Source organism: Photorhabdus sp. P32 (genome assembly GCF_038085095.1).
Classification (GTDB): domain Bacteria; phylum Pseudomonadota; class Gammaproteobacteria; order Enterobacterales; family Enterobacteriaceae; genus Photorhabdus; species Photorhabdus luminescens.
Window position 1 is genome coordinate 40986 of sequence record NZ_JAZGJN010000293.1, and the last position, 16365, is coordinate 57350.

16 protein-coding genes are annotated in these 16365 nt (G+C 42.4%); 8 read left to right on the top strand and 8 right to left on the bottom strand.

Annotation, left to right across the window (positions count from 1 at the left end):
* Nucleotides 1–125: 125 nt before the first annotated feature.
* On the bottom strand, nt 126–692 hold the full coding sequence (locus V2H77_RS22345; RefSeq protein WP_088374929.1) for a tyrosine-type DNA invertase: 567 nt from the start codon (nt 690–692) through the stop codon (nt 126–128).
* Between the two features lie 439 nt (nt 693–1131).
* Here V2H77_RS22345 and recG point away from each other — a divergent pair, with 439 nt between their 5' ends.
* The 3 genes from recG to V2H77_RS22360 all read left to right on the top strand — a co-directional run bounded on the left by recG (nt 1132) and on the right by V2H77_RS22360 (nt 4489).
* Nucleotides 1132–3213 carry an ATP-dependent DNA helicase RecG gene (gene recG / locus V2H77_RS22350; RefSeq protein WP_341500535.1) on the top strand — a complete coding sequence of 694 codons (2082 nt, stop codon included), beginning with the start codon at nt 1132–1134 and terminating at the stop codon, nt 3211–3213.
* A gap of 640 nt (nt 3214–3853) precedes the next feature.
* Nucleotides 3854–4132 (top strand): hypothetical protein, encoded by a 279-nt coding sequence (locus tag V2H77_RS22355; protein ID WP_088374927.1) that lies wholly within the window; start codon nt 3854–3856, stop codon nt 4130–4132.
* 96 nt (nt 4133–4228) lie between these two features.
* On the top strand, nt 4229–4489 hold the full coding sequence (locus tag V2H77_RS22360) for a hypothetical protein (protein WP_049584028.1): 261 nt from the start codon (nt 4229–4231) through the stop codon (nt 4487–4489).
* Between the two features lie 702 nt (nt 4490–5191).
* Here V2H77_RS22360 and V2H77_RS22365 read toward each other — a convergent pair.
* From V2H77_RS22365 to V2H77_RS22375, 3 genes are all read right to left on the bottom strand, one after another.
* A complete protein-coding gene (locus V2H77_RS22365) occupies nt 5192–6493 on the bottom strand; it encodes an RCC1 domain-containing protein (RefSeq protein WP_341500536.1) in 1302 nt (433 codons plus the stop codon).
* A gap of 81 nt (nt 6494–6574) precedes the next feature.
* Nucleotides 6575–7789 (bottom strand): RCC1 domain-containing protein, encoded by a 1215-nt coding sequence (locus V2H77_RS22370; RefSeq protein WP_341500537.1) that lies wholly within the window; start codon nt 7787–7789, stop codon nt 6575–6577.
* A gap of 594 nt (nt 7790–8383) precedes the next feature.
* On the bottom strand, nt 8384–8596 hold the full coding sequence (locus V2H77_RS22375; RefSeq protein ID WP_341500538.1) for a hypothetical protein: 213 nt from the start codon (nt 8594–8596) through the stop codon (nt 8384–8386).
* 92 nt (nt 8597–8688) lie between these two features.
* Here V2H77_RS22375 and V2H77_RS22380 point away from each other — a divergent pair, with 92 nt between their 5' ends.
* A complete protein-coding gene (locus V2H77_RS22380; RefSeq protein WP_341500539.1) occupies nt 8689–8958 on the top strand; it encodes a type II toxin-antitoxin system Phd/YefM family antitoxin in 270 nt (89 codons plus the stop codon).
* Between the two features lie 2 nt (nt 8959–8960).
* Nucleotides 8961–9227 (top strand): type II toxin-antitoxin system RelE/ParE family toxin, encoded by a 267-nt coding sequence (locus V2H77_RS22385; protein WP_341500540.1) that lies wholly within the window; start codon nt 8961–8963, stop codon nt 9225–9227.
* Between the two features lie 291 nt (nt 9228–9518).
* On the opposite strand, the gene V2H77_RS22390 is transcribed toward V2H77_RS22385, so the two are convergent.
* The 3 genes from V2H77_RS22390 to V2H77_RS22400 form a co-directional block, all read right to left on the bottom strand.
* Complete coding sequence (locus tag V2H77_RS22390; RefSeq protein WP_341500541.1) at nt 9519–10262, bottom strand: class I SAM-dependent DNA methyltransferase; 744 nt, start codon at nt 10260–10262, stop codon at nt 9519–9521.
* A 762-nt stretch (nt 10263–11024) separates the two neighbouring features.
* The gene (locus V2H77_RS22395) at nt 11025–11279 is read right to left on the bottom strand and encodes a type II toxin-antitoxin system RelB/DinJ family antitoxin (RefSeq protein WP_341500542.1); all 255 of its coding nucleotides are present in this window, start codon (nt 11277–11279) and stop codon (nt 11025–11027) included.
* Between the two features lie 170 nt (nt 11280–11449).
* Complete coding sequence (locus V2H77_RS22400) at nt 11450–12217, bottom strand: Fic family protein (protein WP_341500543.1); 768 nt, start codon at nt 12215–12217, stop codon at nt 11450–11452.
* Nucleotides 12218–12637: 420 nt separating this feature from the next.
* On the opposite strand from V2H77_RS22400, the gene V2H77_RS22405 reads away from it, so the two are divergent.
* Nucleotides 12638–12928 (top strand): type II toxin-antitoxin system RelE/ParE family toxin, encoded by a 291-nt coding sequence (locus tag V2H77_RS22405; RefSeq protein ID WP_139654435.1) that lies wholly within the window; start codon nt 12638–12640, stop codon nt 12926–12928.
* An 11-nt stretch (nt 12929–12939) separates the two neighbouring features.
* Nucleotides 12940–13257 carry a HigA family addiction module antitoxin gene (locus tag V2H77_RS22410; RefSeq protein WP_265512992.1) on the top strand — a complete coding sequence of 106 codons (318 nt, stop codon included), beginning with the start codon at nt 12940–12942 and terminating at the stop codon, nt 13255–13257.
* A 137-nt stretch (nt 13258–13394) separates the two neighbouring features.
* Here V2H77_RS22410 and gltS read toward each other — a convergent pair whose 3' ends face one another.
* Nucleotides 13395–14603, bottom strand: coding sequence for a sodium/glutamate symporter (gene gltS, locus V2H77_RS22415; protein ID WP_341500544.1), 1209 nt, complete (start codon nt 14601–14603; stop codon nt 13395–13397).
* A gap of 241 nt (nt 14604–14844) precedes the next feature.
* Here gltS and V2H77_RS22420 point away from each other — a divergent pair, with 241 nt between their 5' ends.
* Nucleotides 14845–16239, top strand: coding sequence for a uracil-xanthine permease family protein (locus V2H77_RS22420; protein ID WP_341500545.1), 1395 nt, complete (start codon nt 14845–14847; stop codon nt 16237–16239).
* The last annotated feature ends 126 nt before the right edge of the window (nt 16240–16365 follow it).

A 16365-nucleotide genomic window follows, 5' to 3' on the forward strand; every position in this document is an offset into this window, starting at 1 on the left:
TCTGTGGTATTATCTTTGAGGTTTACAAATGTATACAAATCTATCTCTTTTTTTATTAAAAAACTTTTAGTATAATTTCTAGGCAATTGTTTCTCAATTGTCAAAATGGTCCTAACTGTAATACACTAACGTCTGCCTTTTATACCCCAAACTCCTTGAAAACGTTCAACATTACTAGCGGTATAACGTACCGTATGGCGAATGTTTTTATGTCCAAGATAATCTTGTATCAGCCGGGTATCTATCCCTCGATCTGCAAGAGCAAAACCGCAGGCATGGCGCAACATATGCGGATGCGGATCTACCGAGATATTAGCCAATTGCCCTAGCTGGCTAATAATCTGATAGATACGCTGGCGAGTCAGCGGTTTGCCGCAACGCGACAAAAACAACCAGTCACTATCAGCCCCCTGAAAAGTTTTACGCACTTTAAGCCATGCCTTAATCGCCTTAACCTCACGTTGTAAAAGAGGATGGTTGGTACAAAACCCACCTTTTAATCGCCTGATATATAAACATTTTTCTTTTAATTCCATGTCAGATAATCGTAAATGCCTGGCTTCGCTAACACGAAAGCCGTGAATATAGCTCATATACACCAGACAATAATTTCGTTCTGGATTAGGCCCGACTTTTGCCATTTCCAACATGCTTTCTACTTCTGATTGAGTCAGATATTTTCTTTGGCCCATGATTATTTCTCCAAAATATATTGATAGTACAACCCGGCGATATCCCGCGTAGAACAGACATAAGCTAGGATAAAATAGACACCGCTACCCAAAACGATGGCCTATTGTTCACCGAGGCTACAAGAGGTTATACAGATATGGGGTAAAATTTAAACACCTTTTTTGATTATTTTTTCACCTCACAACAACGTTATTTTACATTTGGCTGACAAGGCAGATTATGCAAAACAGGGTGAAAGAGCCTGTTGTTACAAATCGTCCTTTCTGTTATAGCGGCTTACTCTCAAGGTATTGATATGATTTTCAATCAGTTACAGAGGAAAATATTCCATTGATTACGTTAAACTCGTCTGTATTATTATGGATGGTAAACAGGATCAGGCCGTGACCTGTGAAACCTGATGGACTGCCATGCAATTATGGAGATAAAAGAAACCTTATGAGAGGCCAACTGCTTGATGCCATCCCTCTAACTTCCCTGCATGGTGTCGGGGCAAGTCAGGCCGCTAAATTAGCAAAAATAGGGCTGGTTAATTTGCAGGATCTGCTGCTGCATTTCCCTCTGCGTTATGAAGACCAGACACGCCTTTATACTATTAATGATCTTTTACCGGGTATTTCCGCCACCGTCGCAGGTGAAATCCTGCGTACCGATATTGTTACTGGACGTCGTCGGACCCTGATCTGCAAAATTAGTGATGGCACAGGCGTGCTCATACTGCGCTTCTTTAACTTTTCTGTAGCAATGAGAAACAATCTGGCGAAAGGGAAACAGGTTGTTGCCTATGGTGAAATCAGAAGAGGCAGTCAGGGCGCAGAAATTATTCATCCTGAGTATAAGATCCAAAATCATACTGGAAATGTGCGCCTTCAAGAGACATTAACGCCGATTTACCCGACAACGGAAGGTGTTCGTCAAACAACGCTGCGTAATCTCATTGATCAAGCACTGAAATTGCTGGATACCTGTGTAATCAACGAACTCCTACCAGAAGAACTTAGCCGCTCCATCATTAGTCTGCCGCAAGCGTTGCATACCCTGCACCGCCCAACGCCAGATATTGCTCTGGCGGATCTGGAAACCGGCAAACATCCAGCTTACCGCCGTCTGGTTCTGGAGGAACTTTTAGCGCATCATTTGAGTATGTTAGCTGTCAGAGCTGGCATACAGCGCTATCACGCTCAGCCATTGCCGATGGAAAACAAGTTAAAACCGCAATTCCTTAATCGCCTGCCATTTTCGCCAACTCATGCGCAACAGCGGGTTGTCTCAGAAATCGAGCAGGATCTGGCAAAAGATGTTCCCATGATGCGACTAATTCAGGGGGATGTAGGTTCAGGAAAAACGCTGGTTGCCGCATTGGCTGCGTTGCGTGCCATTGCGCATGGTAAACAGGTCGCCTTAATGGCGCCGACTGAATTACTGGCAGAACAACACGCTAATACCTTCCGGCAATGGCTGGAACCTTTGGGTATTCAGATTGGCTGGCTAGCGGGTAAGCAAAAGGGGAAAGCGCGTCAGAAACAACAAGAAGCCATTGCCAACGGCCAAGTCGCCATGATTGTCGGTACACATGCCATGTTTCAGGAACAGGTGAAATTTTCCGGTCTGGCACTGGTGATTATTGATGAGCAACATCGGTTTGGTGTGCATCAACGTCTGGCTTTGTGGGAAAAAGGACATGAACAAGGTTTTCATCCTCATCAATTGATTATGACAGCCACCCCAATTCCCCGTACCTTAGCAATGACCGCTTATGCCGATCTCGATACTTCTATTATTGATGAACTGCCGCCGGGGAGAACGCCGGTCACAACAGTTGCGATCCCGGATACGCGCCGCGAAGAAGTGATCAAACGAATCAAAAATGCCTGCCTTGATGAAAACAGACAAGTCTATTGGGTTTGTACGCTGATTGAAGATTCTGATGTGTTGGAAGCGCAAGCGGCACAAGCCACCAGTGAAGAACTCACTCTTGCTTTACCGGAGCTGAAAGTCGGGTTGGTGCATGGACGAATGAAAGCCGCAGAAAAGCAGCAAGTGATGGAAGCTTTTAAGTGTGGAGAACTACAGCTTCTGGTCGCCACAACCGTTATTGAAGTGGGTGTGGATGTGCCGAATGCTAGTTTGATGGTTATCGATAACCCGGAACGGCTTGGCTTGGCGCAACTACATCAATTACGCGGCCGAGTTGGCCGTGGGGCTATCGCCTCCCATTGTGTTTTACTTTACAAAACGCCGCTGAGCAGTACTGCCAGAATACGCCTGCAAGTGCTTAGAGACAGCAACGATGGTTTTGTTATCGCGCAAAAAGATCTGGAAATTCGTGGTCCCGGGGAACTATTAGGAACGCGCCAAACTGGGAATGCAGAATTTAAGGTGGCTGATTTGCTAAGAGATCAGGGAATGTTGCCGGAAGTACAGCGTATTGCCCGACATATCCACCAGCATTACCCGGAACATGCCCGCGCCCTGATTGAACGCTGGTTACCAGAACGGACACATTATGGTAATGCGTGATTGAGAACATGTCGGAGCGGACTTGTCGTTTCTCAACGCCGCCAAAAATACGGATATCTGGTTTTATCCAATAATTAAGATGCTCTGCTACAGGGCTTTCTTTTAATTATTCAATTTAATTGGCAATATATTATTTCAGAAGGAATTAAAAATCTAATTATAAAGATAAGTAAAATAAAATTCTTATTCGAATCTGCTATTTTTCATTATTTTATTAAAAAAATTAAATCCAGCACCTCGGATTAATTGATACGACGTTTCACTATCCGAAGTCTTTTATCCGCTAATTGGGGTGATAGGTGGTTCCGACATTTTTCATCAAATTAAGTTGATGATGTGTACGGTATTAGCGCAACATTATGCTCAAAGGTTAAAACGAGAATAGATGTAAATCTATGATAGGAAATTTTAATTAATGTAACATTGAATTACTAAGTTTAAATAGTAAATATTTCTATTAACTCAATGAATTTAATTTTAAATATTTTCTTTTCGAAGTATAAAACCTTGATGGAGGTCACGCAAATAATAGTAGTTTTATTGGTTTTCTTATCTATACTTATATTTCGTTATGGTACATATTAGGATGTTTTTAAATTAGAGCTAAATAAATCTACGTTGATATAATGGAGAGTTTAATATGATTTATGCCAAAAATATTTCAGGTAATGTGGTTAAAGTTGCAATTAGTAAATGGAGTAGTGACGAAGGTGATGATGAATATATTGATATTCCTCCAGGAGAGGTGGCTCAATGGAGTAGATCAGATGAGCGCGGTTTTTTAATGTCATTAGCACGTAAAGATAGTGTCACAATGTTGTATTCAATAAAATCAAATGGCTACATAACTATTTATACTAGCTATGTTGAAAATAACGGTGAACGGATATCTTCTTTATATTCGATACCATCTGCCTAAAAAATTTTATTATTTCACTAGTTTTATTAATTTAATTGCCGTTATTATGCCATTGAATTAAATACAAATATTCATTATTAATATAGTGGAGGACTTATGATTTATGTTAAAAATCTCTCAACTGAACCGGTTAAAGTTTCGGTTAATAAATGTGGAGAGGAAGGTAGAGAGGAATATTTAGCTCTTGATTGTGAAGATGTCAAGGTGTGGGATCTCTCCGATACGCATAGTTTTATATTGTCAGTAATACAGAAAGATATTGAAAAATCATATTCTGCTTCTCATAACAGTTTTATTATTATTTTTGATGATTATGTACAAGATAGCGGCACCAATATATCTCATCAAGAGAAATAAATGAGAATTTGTCATCCGATTTAATTGAGTGTTAAACAAAATTAAATCACCATAATCAGGAATGGAATCTCCATTCCTGATCTATTTATACTCAACGGTTTGCTACTTTCTCCCCTAATGCTTGTTTTTCTGCTTGATTGATAAAGATATATCCAGTCTCTTTATAATTAATCAGTTGTTTTATCAACTTCCCCTGCCAGCATTTCCAGACTAGGTGTTTAGTCCAAATATTTGATGAGTAAGATAATAGAAAGAAATTATCGGCTGATAACTTTAGGTTAATACTAAATTGATTTTTTGGTAGTTGGTTTTAGATTATTTTTATCGATAAGGAGTAAAAGTTAAAATTATGAGGTTTGAGCAGAATAATTTAATAAAGATGTACACCTGTATTGCCACCCTTATTAATACGCAAACATGTAACTTAATTTACCAAGTATTAATTGTAAAGCAAAGAATAAAAATCACCAAGAGAGGTGCGTAATATATTTTCCGTTTATAAAAAAGTGAGTTATTTTTTAGGATTTACATTTAAATTATTTCGTAAAATTATCTTCTTTTTATACTTATTTAAAAAGTGGCTTTGGTAATAACAGGGGCGGGAGAGCTAATATTTCAAATTAAATAAACAATAGGCTAAGCTGGGATATTATAGCTCAGCCTTGGTTTTAGTGTTTTTTAGTCATTCATAATGACAATGGATTAATCATCATATTCACTGTGTACTATATTATCGTTATTAGTATTCCAGGCCACCATCTGACCATTCCTCCGTAAAGCTGCGAATGCATTTTTTGACGCACTTAGGCTGACGATATCTTGTAATCGGGCTATTCCGGGAGGAACCTGAACGTTAGAGCCAGGGATTTTTTCATTATAATCACCCATTTGGTATCCCCAAGTAACCACGCTACCGTTCGCCCGTAGGGCAGCGAAAGCATCCTTTGCTGCACTCAGGCTAACAATATCCTTTAATTTGGCGATTTCGGGTGGAACACTGATATTACCCCAGGAGACCACGCTGCGGTCTGCCCGTAGAGCTGTGAATGAGCTTCCTATATTAGATGAGCCTATTGCTGAATGTAGGCTGATGATATCCTTTAATGCGGCAATCTCGGGTGGGATTACACCTCCTGAACTACTATCCCCCCAGGCAACTACGCTACGGTCTGCTCGCAAGGCAACAAATGCCCTCTTTCCTGCACTTATATTGACAATATCCCGTAATGTGGCAATCTCTGGAGGAACTTGGCCGCCATAGCCGCCATAACGTTCATCTCCCCAAGCAACCACGCTACCGTTCGCACGCAGAGCTGCGGACGCGAGATTGTTTGCACTTATGCTGACAATATCTTGCCATTTTGCAATTTCAGGGGGCATAGGATAGCGACCCCATGTGACTACACGGAAGTTTGCTCGCCGGGCAATGAAAGTATTACCTATTGAACTCAGACTGATAATATCCTGTAATTGGGCAATTTTAGATGGGATTTGGCCGCCATAGTCCTGATCTCCCCAAACAACCACGCTACCGTTCGCCCGAATAGCCGCGAAAGCACGATCTGTTGCGCTTAGGCTGACTATATCCTGTAATCGGACAATATCAACCGGAACTTGGCCGCCATAAGCGACCACGCTACGGTTTGCCCGTAGAGCAGCGAAAGTACTATTTGTTGCACTTAGGCTGACGATATCCTGTAATCGGGCAATATTATCCGGAACTTGGCCGCCATACCACGAATTTCCCCAAGCGACCACGCTACGGTCTGCCCGCAGGCCAGAGAATGCATAATTTGTTGCACTCAGGTTGACGATATCCCGTAATTTGGCAATTTCTGGCGGTACACGGAGTCTCTCCCAAGCGATCACACTGCCATTTTGTAATAACATAGCAGTTGAGTCGTAAGTAGAAGTGATGGAGATCTTGTTGTCAGAGTTACTATGTATTCCAATCCCAGATTGCGGGAATAGGTTGTTTGATGAGAACTCGTTATTTTGTTTCATATTATTATCCTAATAAGGTTATATCGGATTTACCTTACTCACAGGGAGTCTGTACCGTAAAACCTCTGCTTAATGGATTAATTAATTGTCATATTCATTATGCAATTTATTATCATTAGCCGATCCCCAACCAACTCTCTGACCATCGGCTCTCAATACTGTAAATGAGTTTCTTGATGCGCTTAGGCTAACGATATCTCGTAACCGAGCTATCCCAAGTGGGACTTGATTGCCTTGATTACCGTGATCATAGTCTGAATAATTGCCATATCCCCAAGCGACTACACTGCCGTCCATCCGTAGAGCTGCAAATGCGGTTTCTGTTGCGCTTATACTGACAATATCCTGCAATGCGGCAATTTCTGGCGGGGTTTTGATATCATTACCTCCCCAGACGACCACACTGCGGTTTGCCCGCAGGGCTGCGAAAGCGCTCGATGTTGTACACAGACTGACGATATCCTGTAATTGGGCAATTTCCGGCGGAATACTGCCACCCGAAGATTGGTCGCCCCAAGCAACAACACTGTGATTTGCCCGTAGGGCTGCAAAAGCAAAATTTGTTGCACTTAGACTGACAATATCCCGCAATTGAGCAATTTCTGGTGGGATTTGAGTACCTGAATTATTGAACCCCCAGGCGACGACACTGCGGTTCGACCGTAGAGCTGCGAAAGCAGAAACTATTGCACTGATACTGACAATATCCTGCAATTTAGCTATTTCTGGCGGAACTTGACCGCCCCAATTTTTAATTCCCCAAGCGACCACGCTGCGATTTGCCCGCAGGGCTGCAAATGCGCTTATTGTTGAACTCAGGCTGGTAATATCCTGCAATTGAGCAATTTCATCAGGTATTTTACCGCCATAAAATTCATCTCCCCAAGCAACTATGCTACCGTTTGCCCTCAGGGCCACGAAAGCAGAACCTGTTGCCTTTAAACTGATAATATCCTGTAATTGGGCAATTTCTGGCGGAATTTCACCGCCATTACCTTCGTTTTCATTTCCCCAGGCAACCACGCTACGGTTTTTCCGCAGAGCCGCGAAAGCATCATCTGTTGCACTTAGGCTAACGATATCTTGTAATTGGGCAATATCGGACGGGATTTGACTACTAGGGTCATTTCCCCAAGCGATTACTCTGCCAGTTGGCAATAACATGGCGGTTGCCCCTCTGGTAGAGGCAATAGAAGTATTATTATCAGAATGACTACTCCTGTCCGGTTGCCAGTATTGCTTGATAGGATTACCTTCGGCATCCACGTTTGGTGAAGGATCGTTATTTTGATTCATATTATTCTCCTAATGATGGTGATATCGGATTAACCTTTTTACCCACAGGGGAATCTATGCCATAAAACCTATCCCTTGCGGGTTAAGCTGAATTTCTACTGCAATTTAATACCAGCGATTCTTTGATGAATAAGATAATAGAAAGAAATTATCGGCTGATAACTTTAGGTTAATACTAAATTGATTTTTTGGTAGTTAGTTTCAGATTATTTTTATCGATAAAGCGTAAAAATTACAATTATGAGACTTGAGCAACAGAATTTAGGGGGGGATTTACATCTTTATTGCTAATCTTATTAATACGTAAACATGTAACTTAATTTACTAAGTATTAACAGTAAAGCAAAGAATAAAAATCACCAAGAGGGGTGCGTAATATATTTTCTGTTTATAAAAAAGTGAGTTATTTTTTAGGATTTACATTTAAATTATTTCGTAGAATTATATTCTTTTTATACTTATTTAAAAAGTGGCTTTGGTAATAACAGGGGCGGGAGAGCTAATATTTCAAATTAAATAAACAATAGGCTAAGCCGGGATATTATAGCTCAGCCTTGGTTTTAGTGTTTTTTAGTGATTCATAATGACAATGGATTAATCATCATATTCACTGTGTACTATATTATCGTTATTAGTATTCCAGGCCACCATCTGACCATTCCTCCGTAAAGCTGCGAATGCATTTTTTGACGCACTTAGGCTAACGATATCTTGTAATTGGGCAATTTCCGGCGGAATACTGCTGCCCGAAGATGGGTTACTCCAAGCAACGACACTGTTATTTGCCCGTAGGTACCCAAAAGTCATCTTGGTTGGCGGTTGGCTATTTTAACTATTGGTAGCTCCATGCACTTTTAGCCATAATAGCTATTCGAGCCATTTTAGACGGAAGGTGATGTATGGAAATTATTCCCGCACAACTAGCTAAGAACCAGTTTGGTGATCTGCTTATGAAAGTTCAGCGTGAACCTGTGGAAATTAGTAAGCATGGTAAACGTGTGGCCGTGGTTATCTCTCCCGAAGAGTATGATCAGTTCGTACAGCTCAAGTTACAGAATTTAAAAGCCGTTCTGGCTGAATCTATTGCACAAGCTGATCGTGGCGAATTGCATAGTATTGATGATGTATTTGCACCGTTGACAGTTGATGAACTTGAGGGTAAGACTTAAGGATGAGTGTCCGGTTTACTAAGAAAGCCAGAGAGCATATTCGTGCAATCAAACTCTATTCTATGCGCCGATGGGGAGCGAATGTCGCGGAAGCTTATTCAACTTCGTTACGTGTGACTATGACGGAAATTCTTGATCGTCACCCATCCCCCGGTCGTGATCGCAGTGAGGACCTTTATTTAGGTGTACTGAGTTTCCCCGTAGAGAGCCACATTATTTACTACCGAGAAGTTCCGACTGGTATTGAAGTGTTGGCGGTGTTGCATTAGACGCAAGATCCACATAATCATCTATAATGAAGAGCATAAAACGTGGGATACTTTATTTAATTCATGACAAAACAATCAGTTAAGATTTTTTATCAGATACTTGAGTGAGTTACCCGAGCGCTGTTTTCCTCAGAAACCTGAGTTGCCGAACTATTTCATCTGGTTCTCACCAAAATCCCGGCTGGAGGTCAGGAAAAGTTGTTTTGCAGGACGAAGGAAATTCAAAAAAATCCCTCGATAAAACTTGAGGGATTTGTGTAGGAAAGAAAGTGAACCTCGGAGATTATCTCATTAAATCTGACAAACAAGAGCTGTATCGAGGCAATTTCGTTGATAATCATCCCAAAAACCTGGGGGATGAGCCTCAATATCGCTTTCTAACAGCATGGGTTTTTGCCATTTAAATTGTTTGAACCCCGCCTTTTGGATCGCTGTTTGATATTGTTCACGACTCCAACGATACATAGTGAAAGGGCTAGGGGGTATGGTAAGAAATTCAGCTTTCACGAGAGTAGTGTCTTTCACCGGCTCTTCACTCAGAACTTTTATACAATAATTCTCATAATTCCCTTTCTCTAATCGATAATCAGGTTCAAAGGTATACGCAATTAATTTACCGGAAGGCTTGAGATGAGCGGCAATGACACGGAACATAGTTTCAAGGTCTTCAAGAGATTCTGCATGGCAGAATAACCAGGCTGCATTAACTATGTCAAACTTGCCAAATGACTCCGACTCCATCTTGCAAACATTTCTTACGTGAAATTCGATATCGTCACCGTATTGTTGTGATTTGCTTTTCGCAATCGCTATCATGTTTTCTGATATATCGACTCCAATGACTTTCGACGCGCCACGATTTCTGTATTCTCGACTAAAGAGACCATATCCACAGGCTAAATCTAACACTGATTTCCCGTGTATATCTCCTGCCAGATTGAAGATAGTTCTGATTTCTACTTTGATATGGTCAGTAGCATCTGAAAAGCTCTCGTAAAGATGTGCAATAGGACCATATAAAGTGTTATCTTTCATGTTGTTATCCTTAGCTAAAGGCCAAAATACTTTATACCCGTCATTTTTCAAGTTGCCTCTTTGTTGGCTGCGCTCGCTCACCCCGGTCACAGAGTTATCTATGCTCCAGGGGATTCGCTCCCTTGCCGTCGCGATGCATCTTGAAATCCATAGGGTATATTTATCGAAGAGATATATTATTTAGTATGAATTAATAATTACTGAAATTTTTCTCTTATTATAAATAAGATTCCAAAATAGCTCTACATTTCATACCATTCATAATTCCATGTATAACAATGGGTTAGTAAGGTTGCGTGTGGCAGAATCATGAAACGTTATTTATATTAATACGTTAGCGATGAATTAGATATTATTTTTTAATGTTGGTTGATTTTCGGATAAATATGAGAGAGTAAAATAAATATAAAACACTTATGATATGTTTTGTGGAAACTATTATTCTTATAATAATTATGCCATTTAGACAATAGAGAGATGCCAATGAGATTTCTCGGAAGCTAACTGATAATCATTATAGAACCGAATGGCGCGGGTAAATTGACGCTCATTTGTGTTGTTGAGACACTCCTCATCGGTAAAGGCGAAAATAAGCGGATGACGATAAAAACAAAATGACTTTTTTATCGTAAAGCAAAGGTAAAGAAGAGCCAAAAACCAGACAACTCATTGAATTAATTTTACTTTCCTGGAATATCATCACGCTGGATGCTCTGATCCAGTTTGTACCACTCTTTCAAGGCTCGTTCGTCGAAATCGATATTAAATATCATCAAGGTTTACCCTGATACGTCTAGCGGGATTTTTAAGACGGTTACGTACCACTGCTAAGATGTCTGTATCTTCATCATGATCTGCCACCATAACGGAAACTTCAGCGAACGGCAGCTTTTCATTCTCGACAACATAGCGCAGAAAGAGACGCAGCGCATCGGATGGCGATAAGTTCAGTTTCTCAAATGTCTGATACGCACTTTTTTTAAGTTCTTCATCAACTCTGATCTGAATAGTACTCATAACGTTATCTCCTGTAATGACATTTGTATTACATTTTATTGCATAACATTTGTAGTGCAATAAAATTTTTTGCTATAAGTGGAGTATAGAATCGCTGGTAAATGAATTACACATGGCAGGTAAACAAAGTGAAATCCCGCCATAGGCTTATACCAGAAACCATTTTATGATCATTTAAAAAAATCGGGATTTGCCACTTTATCCGGGTGACAATCCACCAGGAACGCCATCATCTCAGTGGCATCTTTGCTCAGGTAGAAGCGGACCATCTTTTCGTTGAACTCATGTACTTTCGCCGCAGGCACGCTGATGGCGTCTATACCGTTTGACATCAAAATACCATTCATCATGAAACGGGAAGTGCGTTTGTTACCGTCAAAGAAGAATTGCTGTAACGCACCAAAAAGGAAGAATGCAATTCCCTTTTCAAAAGGCTGACATTCATCCAATGCCGCCATACCGGCTTGAAAAATGTGGTTCAATTCTGGTGCGCCTGATTCGGTAGGTAACGGAATATGCCGACCACACTCACCCAAACTAACATCTGGGGTGTAGTTGGTCTCCTGCCCTTCCCCACGGAATGTTCCCCATTCCAAGACTTCATTGCGAGCAACTATGCTATGAAGTTTAGCAAACGTAGCTTTGGTCAACTCAAATTGACCTCTTTTCACCAAAGATAACAGGCATCTGGAACTTTCTGCGAGATTCAGTACTTGCTCCTGATCAGAAACCTTCCTACCACCGACGGTTATACCGTCCAACAATGTTTTCACTTCCGGGAAGGTGAAGGGATTACCTTCAAGCACGCTGGCATCCCAAACAAACTCCGGTAACATCCGGTGAAAACGAAAGCATACCCGCTCAATAGAATGAATCGGAACAATAAGAGGAACCGCAGACCGGTCCCAACGAAACCCCAATGCGTTGAAAAGCTTCATCGTTGCCCATCCTTTTTACTACATTTGAATTCGCTAAATTATAAGCAAAACACAGTAAAAGACCATCTCACCAGAAACGCTCTCGTTTGACGAGCTAGTCTCTAAAAATCATTTTATCCGTCAAGAGCAGGCCAGAGAAAACCGATTAACCTCATGAGTGAAAAAAGATTTACAAACGACGAAAGAGACGATAGAGCACAATTTCGCAGACGCGAAGCAGCACACGGATACCATTATTTTTAACAAGACTTGTCAGTGGTCTGACTATTTACCATGCAAATGGCGCTCCATATACTACTGCCAATTATTCATTGTTTCACAAACATAACTTAGCGGAAAAATGTAACACGCATTGAGCGCAGGCAAAAACGAAGACTAAAAACCATTTGTACCATGCATCGATACAGGATACCATTGACCATGATTAAGGCGTTCCGGGATCAGTGGTTGGATGATTATTACTTTCGCGGTGAAAAGTCACCCAACATACCTAGCACAATTGAAAGTGCTTTAAAGCGTAAGCTCGATATTATTCATGTCGCTAAAGGCGAGAAAGATTTAAGGGTGCCACCGGGTAACAGATTTGAGCATCTGGAGGGCAATCTAAAGGAGTGGTGTTCGATCCGCGTTAACAAGCAATATCGCCTGATATTCCAATGGGATGCAGGAGAGGCTAACGGAATCTATCTGGACCCACATACATACAGGTAAGAGGTAAAACGATGATTGAAGCACTAAAAATTCCCGCGCATCAACCTACCAGTGTGGGCGCTATGCTCAAAGAAGAATTTCTGGAACCCTTGGGTATCACTCAGGGCGAACTGGCAAAAGCTATGGGTGTAGGCCGGAAGACCGTCAATGAGCTGTGCGGCGGTCGGCGCGGAGTGACTGCGGAAACTGCCTTTTTGCTGGCAAAGGTTTTGGGAACCACACCGGAGTTTTGGCTTAACCTCCAGTTCATCAATGACATATGGCTGGCTCAGCATAATGAGGTTTTGGCTGACAAATTGGAACACGCGCGGCCCTTGGTAGCCGCCTAGTTGCGATATATTGCGTTGTATTGTCGTTTTGACGGTGAAACGATGACAATGCTTGCCTAAAATAAATAATGATCAAAGAACACAACAACAATACTGCACCAACTACATAGCTGGCGCAGTATTTTGCCAATTTACTCCTACACCGCCGGGAATATCGGCAACAGCAGATAGAGTTTAATCACAATCGCGTTAACGATATCAATAAAGAACGCGCCAACCATCGGCACCACCAGAAACGCTACATGAGACGGTCCAAAGCGATCAGTAATCGCCTGCATGTTCGCAATGGCGGTAGGTGTCGCGCCTAAACCGAAACCACAGTGACCCGCCGCCAGCACCGCAGCATCATAGTTTTTCCCCATCACCCGATAGGTGACAAAAATTGCATACAGCGCCATAACGATGGCCTGAATAGTGAGAATGATCAGCATGGGTAATGCCAACGATGCCATCTGCCACAATTTCAGGCTCATTAACGCCATTGCCAAAAACAGGGAAAGGCTTACGTTACCCAGTACAGAAACCGCTCGGTCAAAGACTCGGTAAAAACCTAACACCGACAGACTGTTACTGAGGATAACCCCGATAAATAACACACAGACGAATGTCGGTAGTTCAAACCATGTACCTTGCAAAAATTCAGATACAAAATTACCTGCCATCAGGCAGATAGCGATCAAGGCGATCGTCTCCAGCATCACCAATGCTGTGATCATCCGCCCGGTATAAGGTTTTTCAAATGCTGTCGGCACCTCGGTATCATCGCCCCTCAGTCCTGGGGTTTTGGTATTTTTCACCAGGAAACGTGCGACCGGGCCGCCAATCAAACCACCCAGTACTAAACCGAAAGTCGCACAAGCCATTGCTACTTCTGTCGCATTTTCAAAACCATAACGCTCACTAAACAGTTTACCCCAAGCGGCGCCGGTCCCATGACCGCCAGACAACGTAACAGAACCCGCCAGTAAGCCCATTAAGGGGTCCAGCCCTAACAGTTCAGCCAGAGCGATACCCACCGTGTTCTGAACCAGCAATAAGCCAACAACGACGAAAACAAACGTGAACAGGACCTTACCACCCGCTTTCAGGCTGGAAAGATTGGCATTCAAGCCGATAGTGGCAAAGAAAGTTAACATCAAAGGGTCTTTAAGAGACAAATCAAAACTGATTTCCCAACCTATTGTTTGTTGAACGGCTAAAAGAATCAGAGCAACTAACAAGCCACCAGCGACCGGCTCAGGAATGGTGTATTTTTCAAGAAATGGGACTGATTGTACAAGTTTGCGTCCAAGTAATAGTACTAATGCGGATGCAACGAGCGTGCCATAAACATCAAGATGATACATCTATGTACCCCAGCTATATTGTTAAAATTATGTAAGTTATTACGACGTTATACTCATCCTTAGAGAACGCCAAAAACAGGCAACGCTGGATTAGAAAAAAAATCTGCCACAAACACAAGTTAAAACATATAAAAATGTGACCAAAGCAAATCATGGCAAGTGACGGAATTTTTACGCAAACGATTGCTTTTGCACCATTGATCATTAAAATGCGTTCTTTGTCAGTCCGGAATTTCACACCATGCTCACCTCATCCCCTGCACAAGCTGAAACAATGCCCCCGAAGAAACCAGTTAGTGAATTGATTTATCGCTTAGAAGATCGGCCACCATTGCCACAAACGTTGTTTGCTGCCTGTCAGCATTTACTGGCAATGTTTGTCGCTGTTATTACGCCGGCAATTTTAATCTGCCAAGCGCTAGGGCTACCTGCTCACGATACGCAGCGGATTATCAGTATGTCTCTGTTTGCTTCAGGATTGGCATCATTAATCCAGATCCGAGCCTGGGGGCCGGTAGGTTCTGGCTTACTTTCCATTCAAGGGACCAGCTTTAACTTTGTTTCCCCACTGATCATGGGCGGGCTGGCATTGAAAAACGGCGGCGCCGACATTCCAACTATGATGGCAGCGTTATTCGGCACTCTAATGGCGGCATCCGTCACAGAAATTCTGTTATCCCGCGTATTGCATCTGGCCCGGAGAATTATCACCCCGTTGGTTTCCGGTGTTGTGGTGATGATTATCGGCTTGTCGCTCATTCAGGTTGGGTTGACCTCTATCGGCGGCGGGTTTTCTGCTATCGAAAATCACACTTTTGGTTCTCCAGAGAATCTGTTTCTGGCAGGCATTGTGTTGGTCGTCATTGTTTTGCTGAACCGCCAGCGTAATCCTTATCTGCGTGTCGCGTCTCTGGTGATTGCAATGGCAGTCGGTTATGTTGCCGCCTGGCTAATGGGTATGCTGCCACCAACAACGGTACAAGAAAATAGCTCACTCATGACAATTCCCGCACCACTCTATTATGGTCTTTCCTTTGACTGGAATCTGCTTATCCCGCTAATGTTGATTTTCATAGTCACTTCGCTGGAAACTATCGGCGATATTACCGCGACGTCTGATGTTTCCGAGCAACCAGTCAGCGGTCCTCTATATATGAAACGTATTAAAGGCGGTGTTTTAGCTAACGGCTTAAATTCTATGCTTTCTGCCGTATTCAATACCTTCCCAAATTCTTGTTTTGGGCAGAATAACGGGGTTATCCAACTCACTGGCGTTGCCAGCCGCCGTGTAGGTTATGCCGTAGCGCTAATGTTGATGCTGTTAGGTCTATTTCCTGCGGTGGCAGGATTTGTACAACAGATCCCTGAACCGGTATTGGGAGGCGCCACTATCGTGATGTTCGGTACGATTGCCGCATCTGGTATCCGTATCGTTTCCAGAGAAGCGCTTAACCGCCGGGCAATTATGATTATCGCGCTCTCTTTAGCGGTTGGTATGGGCGTTGCTCAACAACCGCTAATTTTACAGTTCGCTCCTGACTGGCTGAAAACGTTACTCTCTTCCGGTATTGCTGCTGGCGGTTTGACAGCCATCACCCTTAATCTGGTGTTTCCTCAGGAAAAACAATCTCTCTAACAAGCTGATATCGGGTTACACATAATCAACTCATCACGCACGTATATTTCATCATCGCGCGTGATGATGGTTTATACCCGTCATCTTTCAAGTTGCCTCTTTGTTGGCTGCGCTCACTCACCTCGG

What these genes read in the sequence shown, in the direction of transcription:
- V2H77_RS22345 (WP_088374929.1), bottom strand. Translation starts at nt 692, where the DNA reads ATGGGCCAAAGAAAATATCTGACTCAATCAGAAGTAGAAAGCATGTTG.
- recG (WP_341500535.1), top strand. Translation starts at nt 1,132, where the DNA reads ATGAGAGGCCAACTGCTTGATGCCATCCCTCTAACTTCCCTGCATGGT.
- V2H77_RS22355 (WP_088374927.1), top strand. Translation starts at nt 3,854, where the DNA reads ATGATTTATGCCAAAAATATTTCAGGTAATGTGGTTAAAGTTGCAATT.
- V2H77_RS22360 (WP_049584028.1), top strand. Translation starts at nt 4,229, where the DNA reads ATGATTTATGTTAAAAATCTCTCAACTGAACCGGTTAAAGTTTCGGTT.
- V2H77_RS22365 (WP_341500536.1), bottom strand. Translation starts at nt 6,493, where the DNA reads ATGAAACAAAATAACGAGTTCTCATCAAACAACCTATTCCCGCAATCT.
- V2H77_RS22370 (WP_341500537.1), bottom strand. Translation starts at nt 7,789, where the DNA reads ATGAATCAAAATAACGATCCTTCACCAAACGTGGATGCCGAAGGTAAT.
- V2H77_RS22375 (WP_341500538.1), bottom strand. Translation starts at nt 8,596, where the DNA reads ATGACTTTTGGGTACCTACGGGCAAATAACAGTGTCGTTGCTTGGAGT.
- V2H77_RS22380 (WP_341500539.1), top strand. Translation starts at nt 8,689, where the DNA reads ATGGAAATTATTCCCGCACAACTAGCTAAGAACCAGTTTGGTGATCTG.
- V2H77_RS22385 (WP_341500540.1), top strand. Translation starts at nt 8,961, where the DNA reads ATGAGTGTCCGGTTTACTAAGAAAGCCAGAGAGCATATTCGTGCAATC.
- V2H77_RS22390 (WP_341500541.1), bottom strand. Translation starts at nt 10,262, where the DNA reads ATGAAAGATAACACTTTATATGGTCCTATTGCACATCTTTACGAGAGC.
- V2H77_RS22395 (WP_341500542.1), bottom strand. Translation starts at nt 11,279, where the DNA reads ATGAGTACTATTCAGATCAGAGTTGATGAAGAACTTAAAAAAAGTGCG.
- V2H77_RS22400 (WP_341500543.1), bottom strand. Translation starts at nt 12,217, where the DNA reads ATGAAGCTTTTCAACGCATTGGGGTTTCGTTGGGACCGGTCTGCGGTT.
- V2H77_RS22405 (WP_139654435.1), top strand. Translation starts at nt 12,638, where the DNA reads ATGATTAAGGCGTTCCGGGATCAGTGGTTGGATGATTATTACTTTCGC.
- V2H77_RS22410 (WP_265512992.1), top strand. Translation starts at nt 12,940, where the DNA reads ATGATTGAAGCACTAAAAATTCCCGCGCATCAACCTACCAGTGTGGGC.
- gltS (WP_341500544.1), bottom strand. Translation starts at nt 14,603, where the DNA reads ATGTATCATCTTGATGTTTATGGCACGCTCGTTGCATCCGCATTAGTA.
- V2H77_RS22420 (WP_341500545.1), top strand. Translation starts at nt 14,845, where the DNA reads ATGCTCACCTCATCCCCTGCACAAGCTGAAACAATGCCCCCGAAGAAA.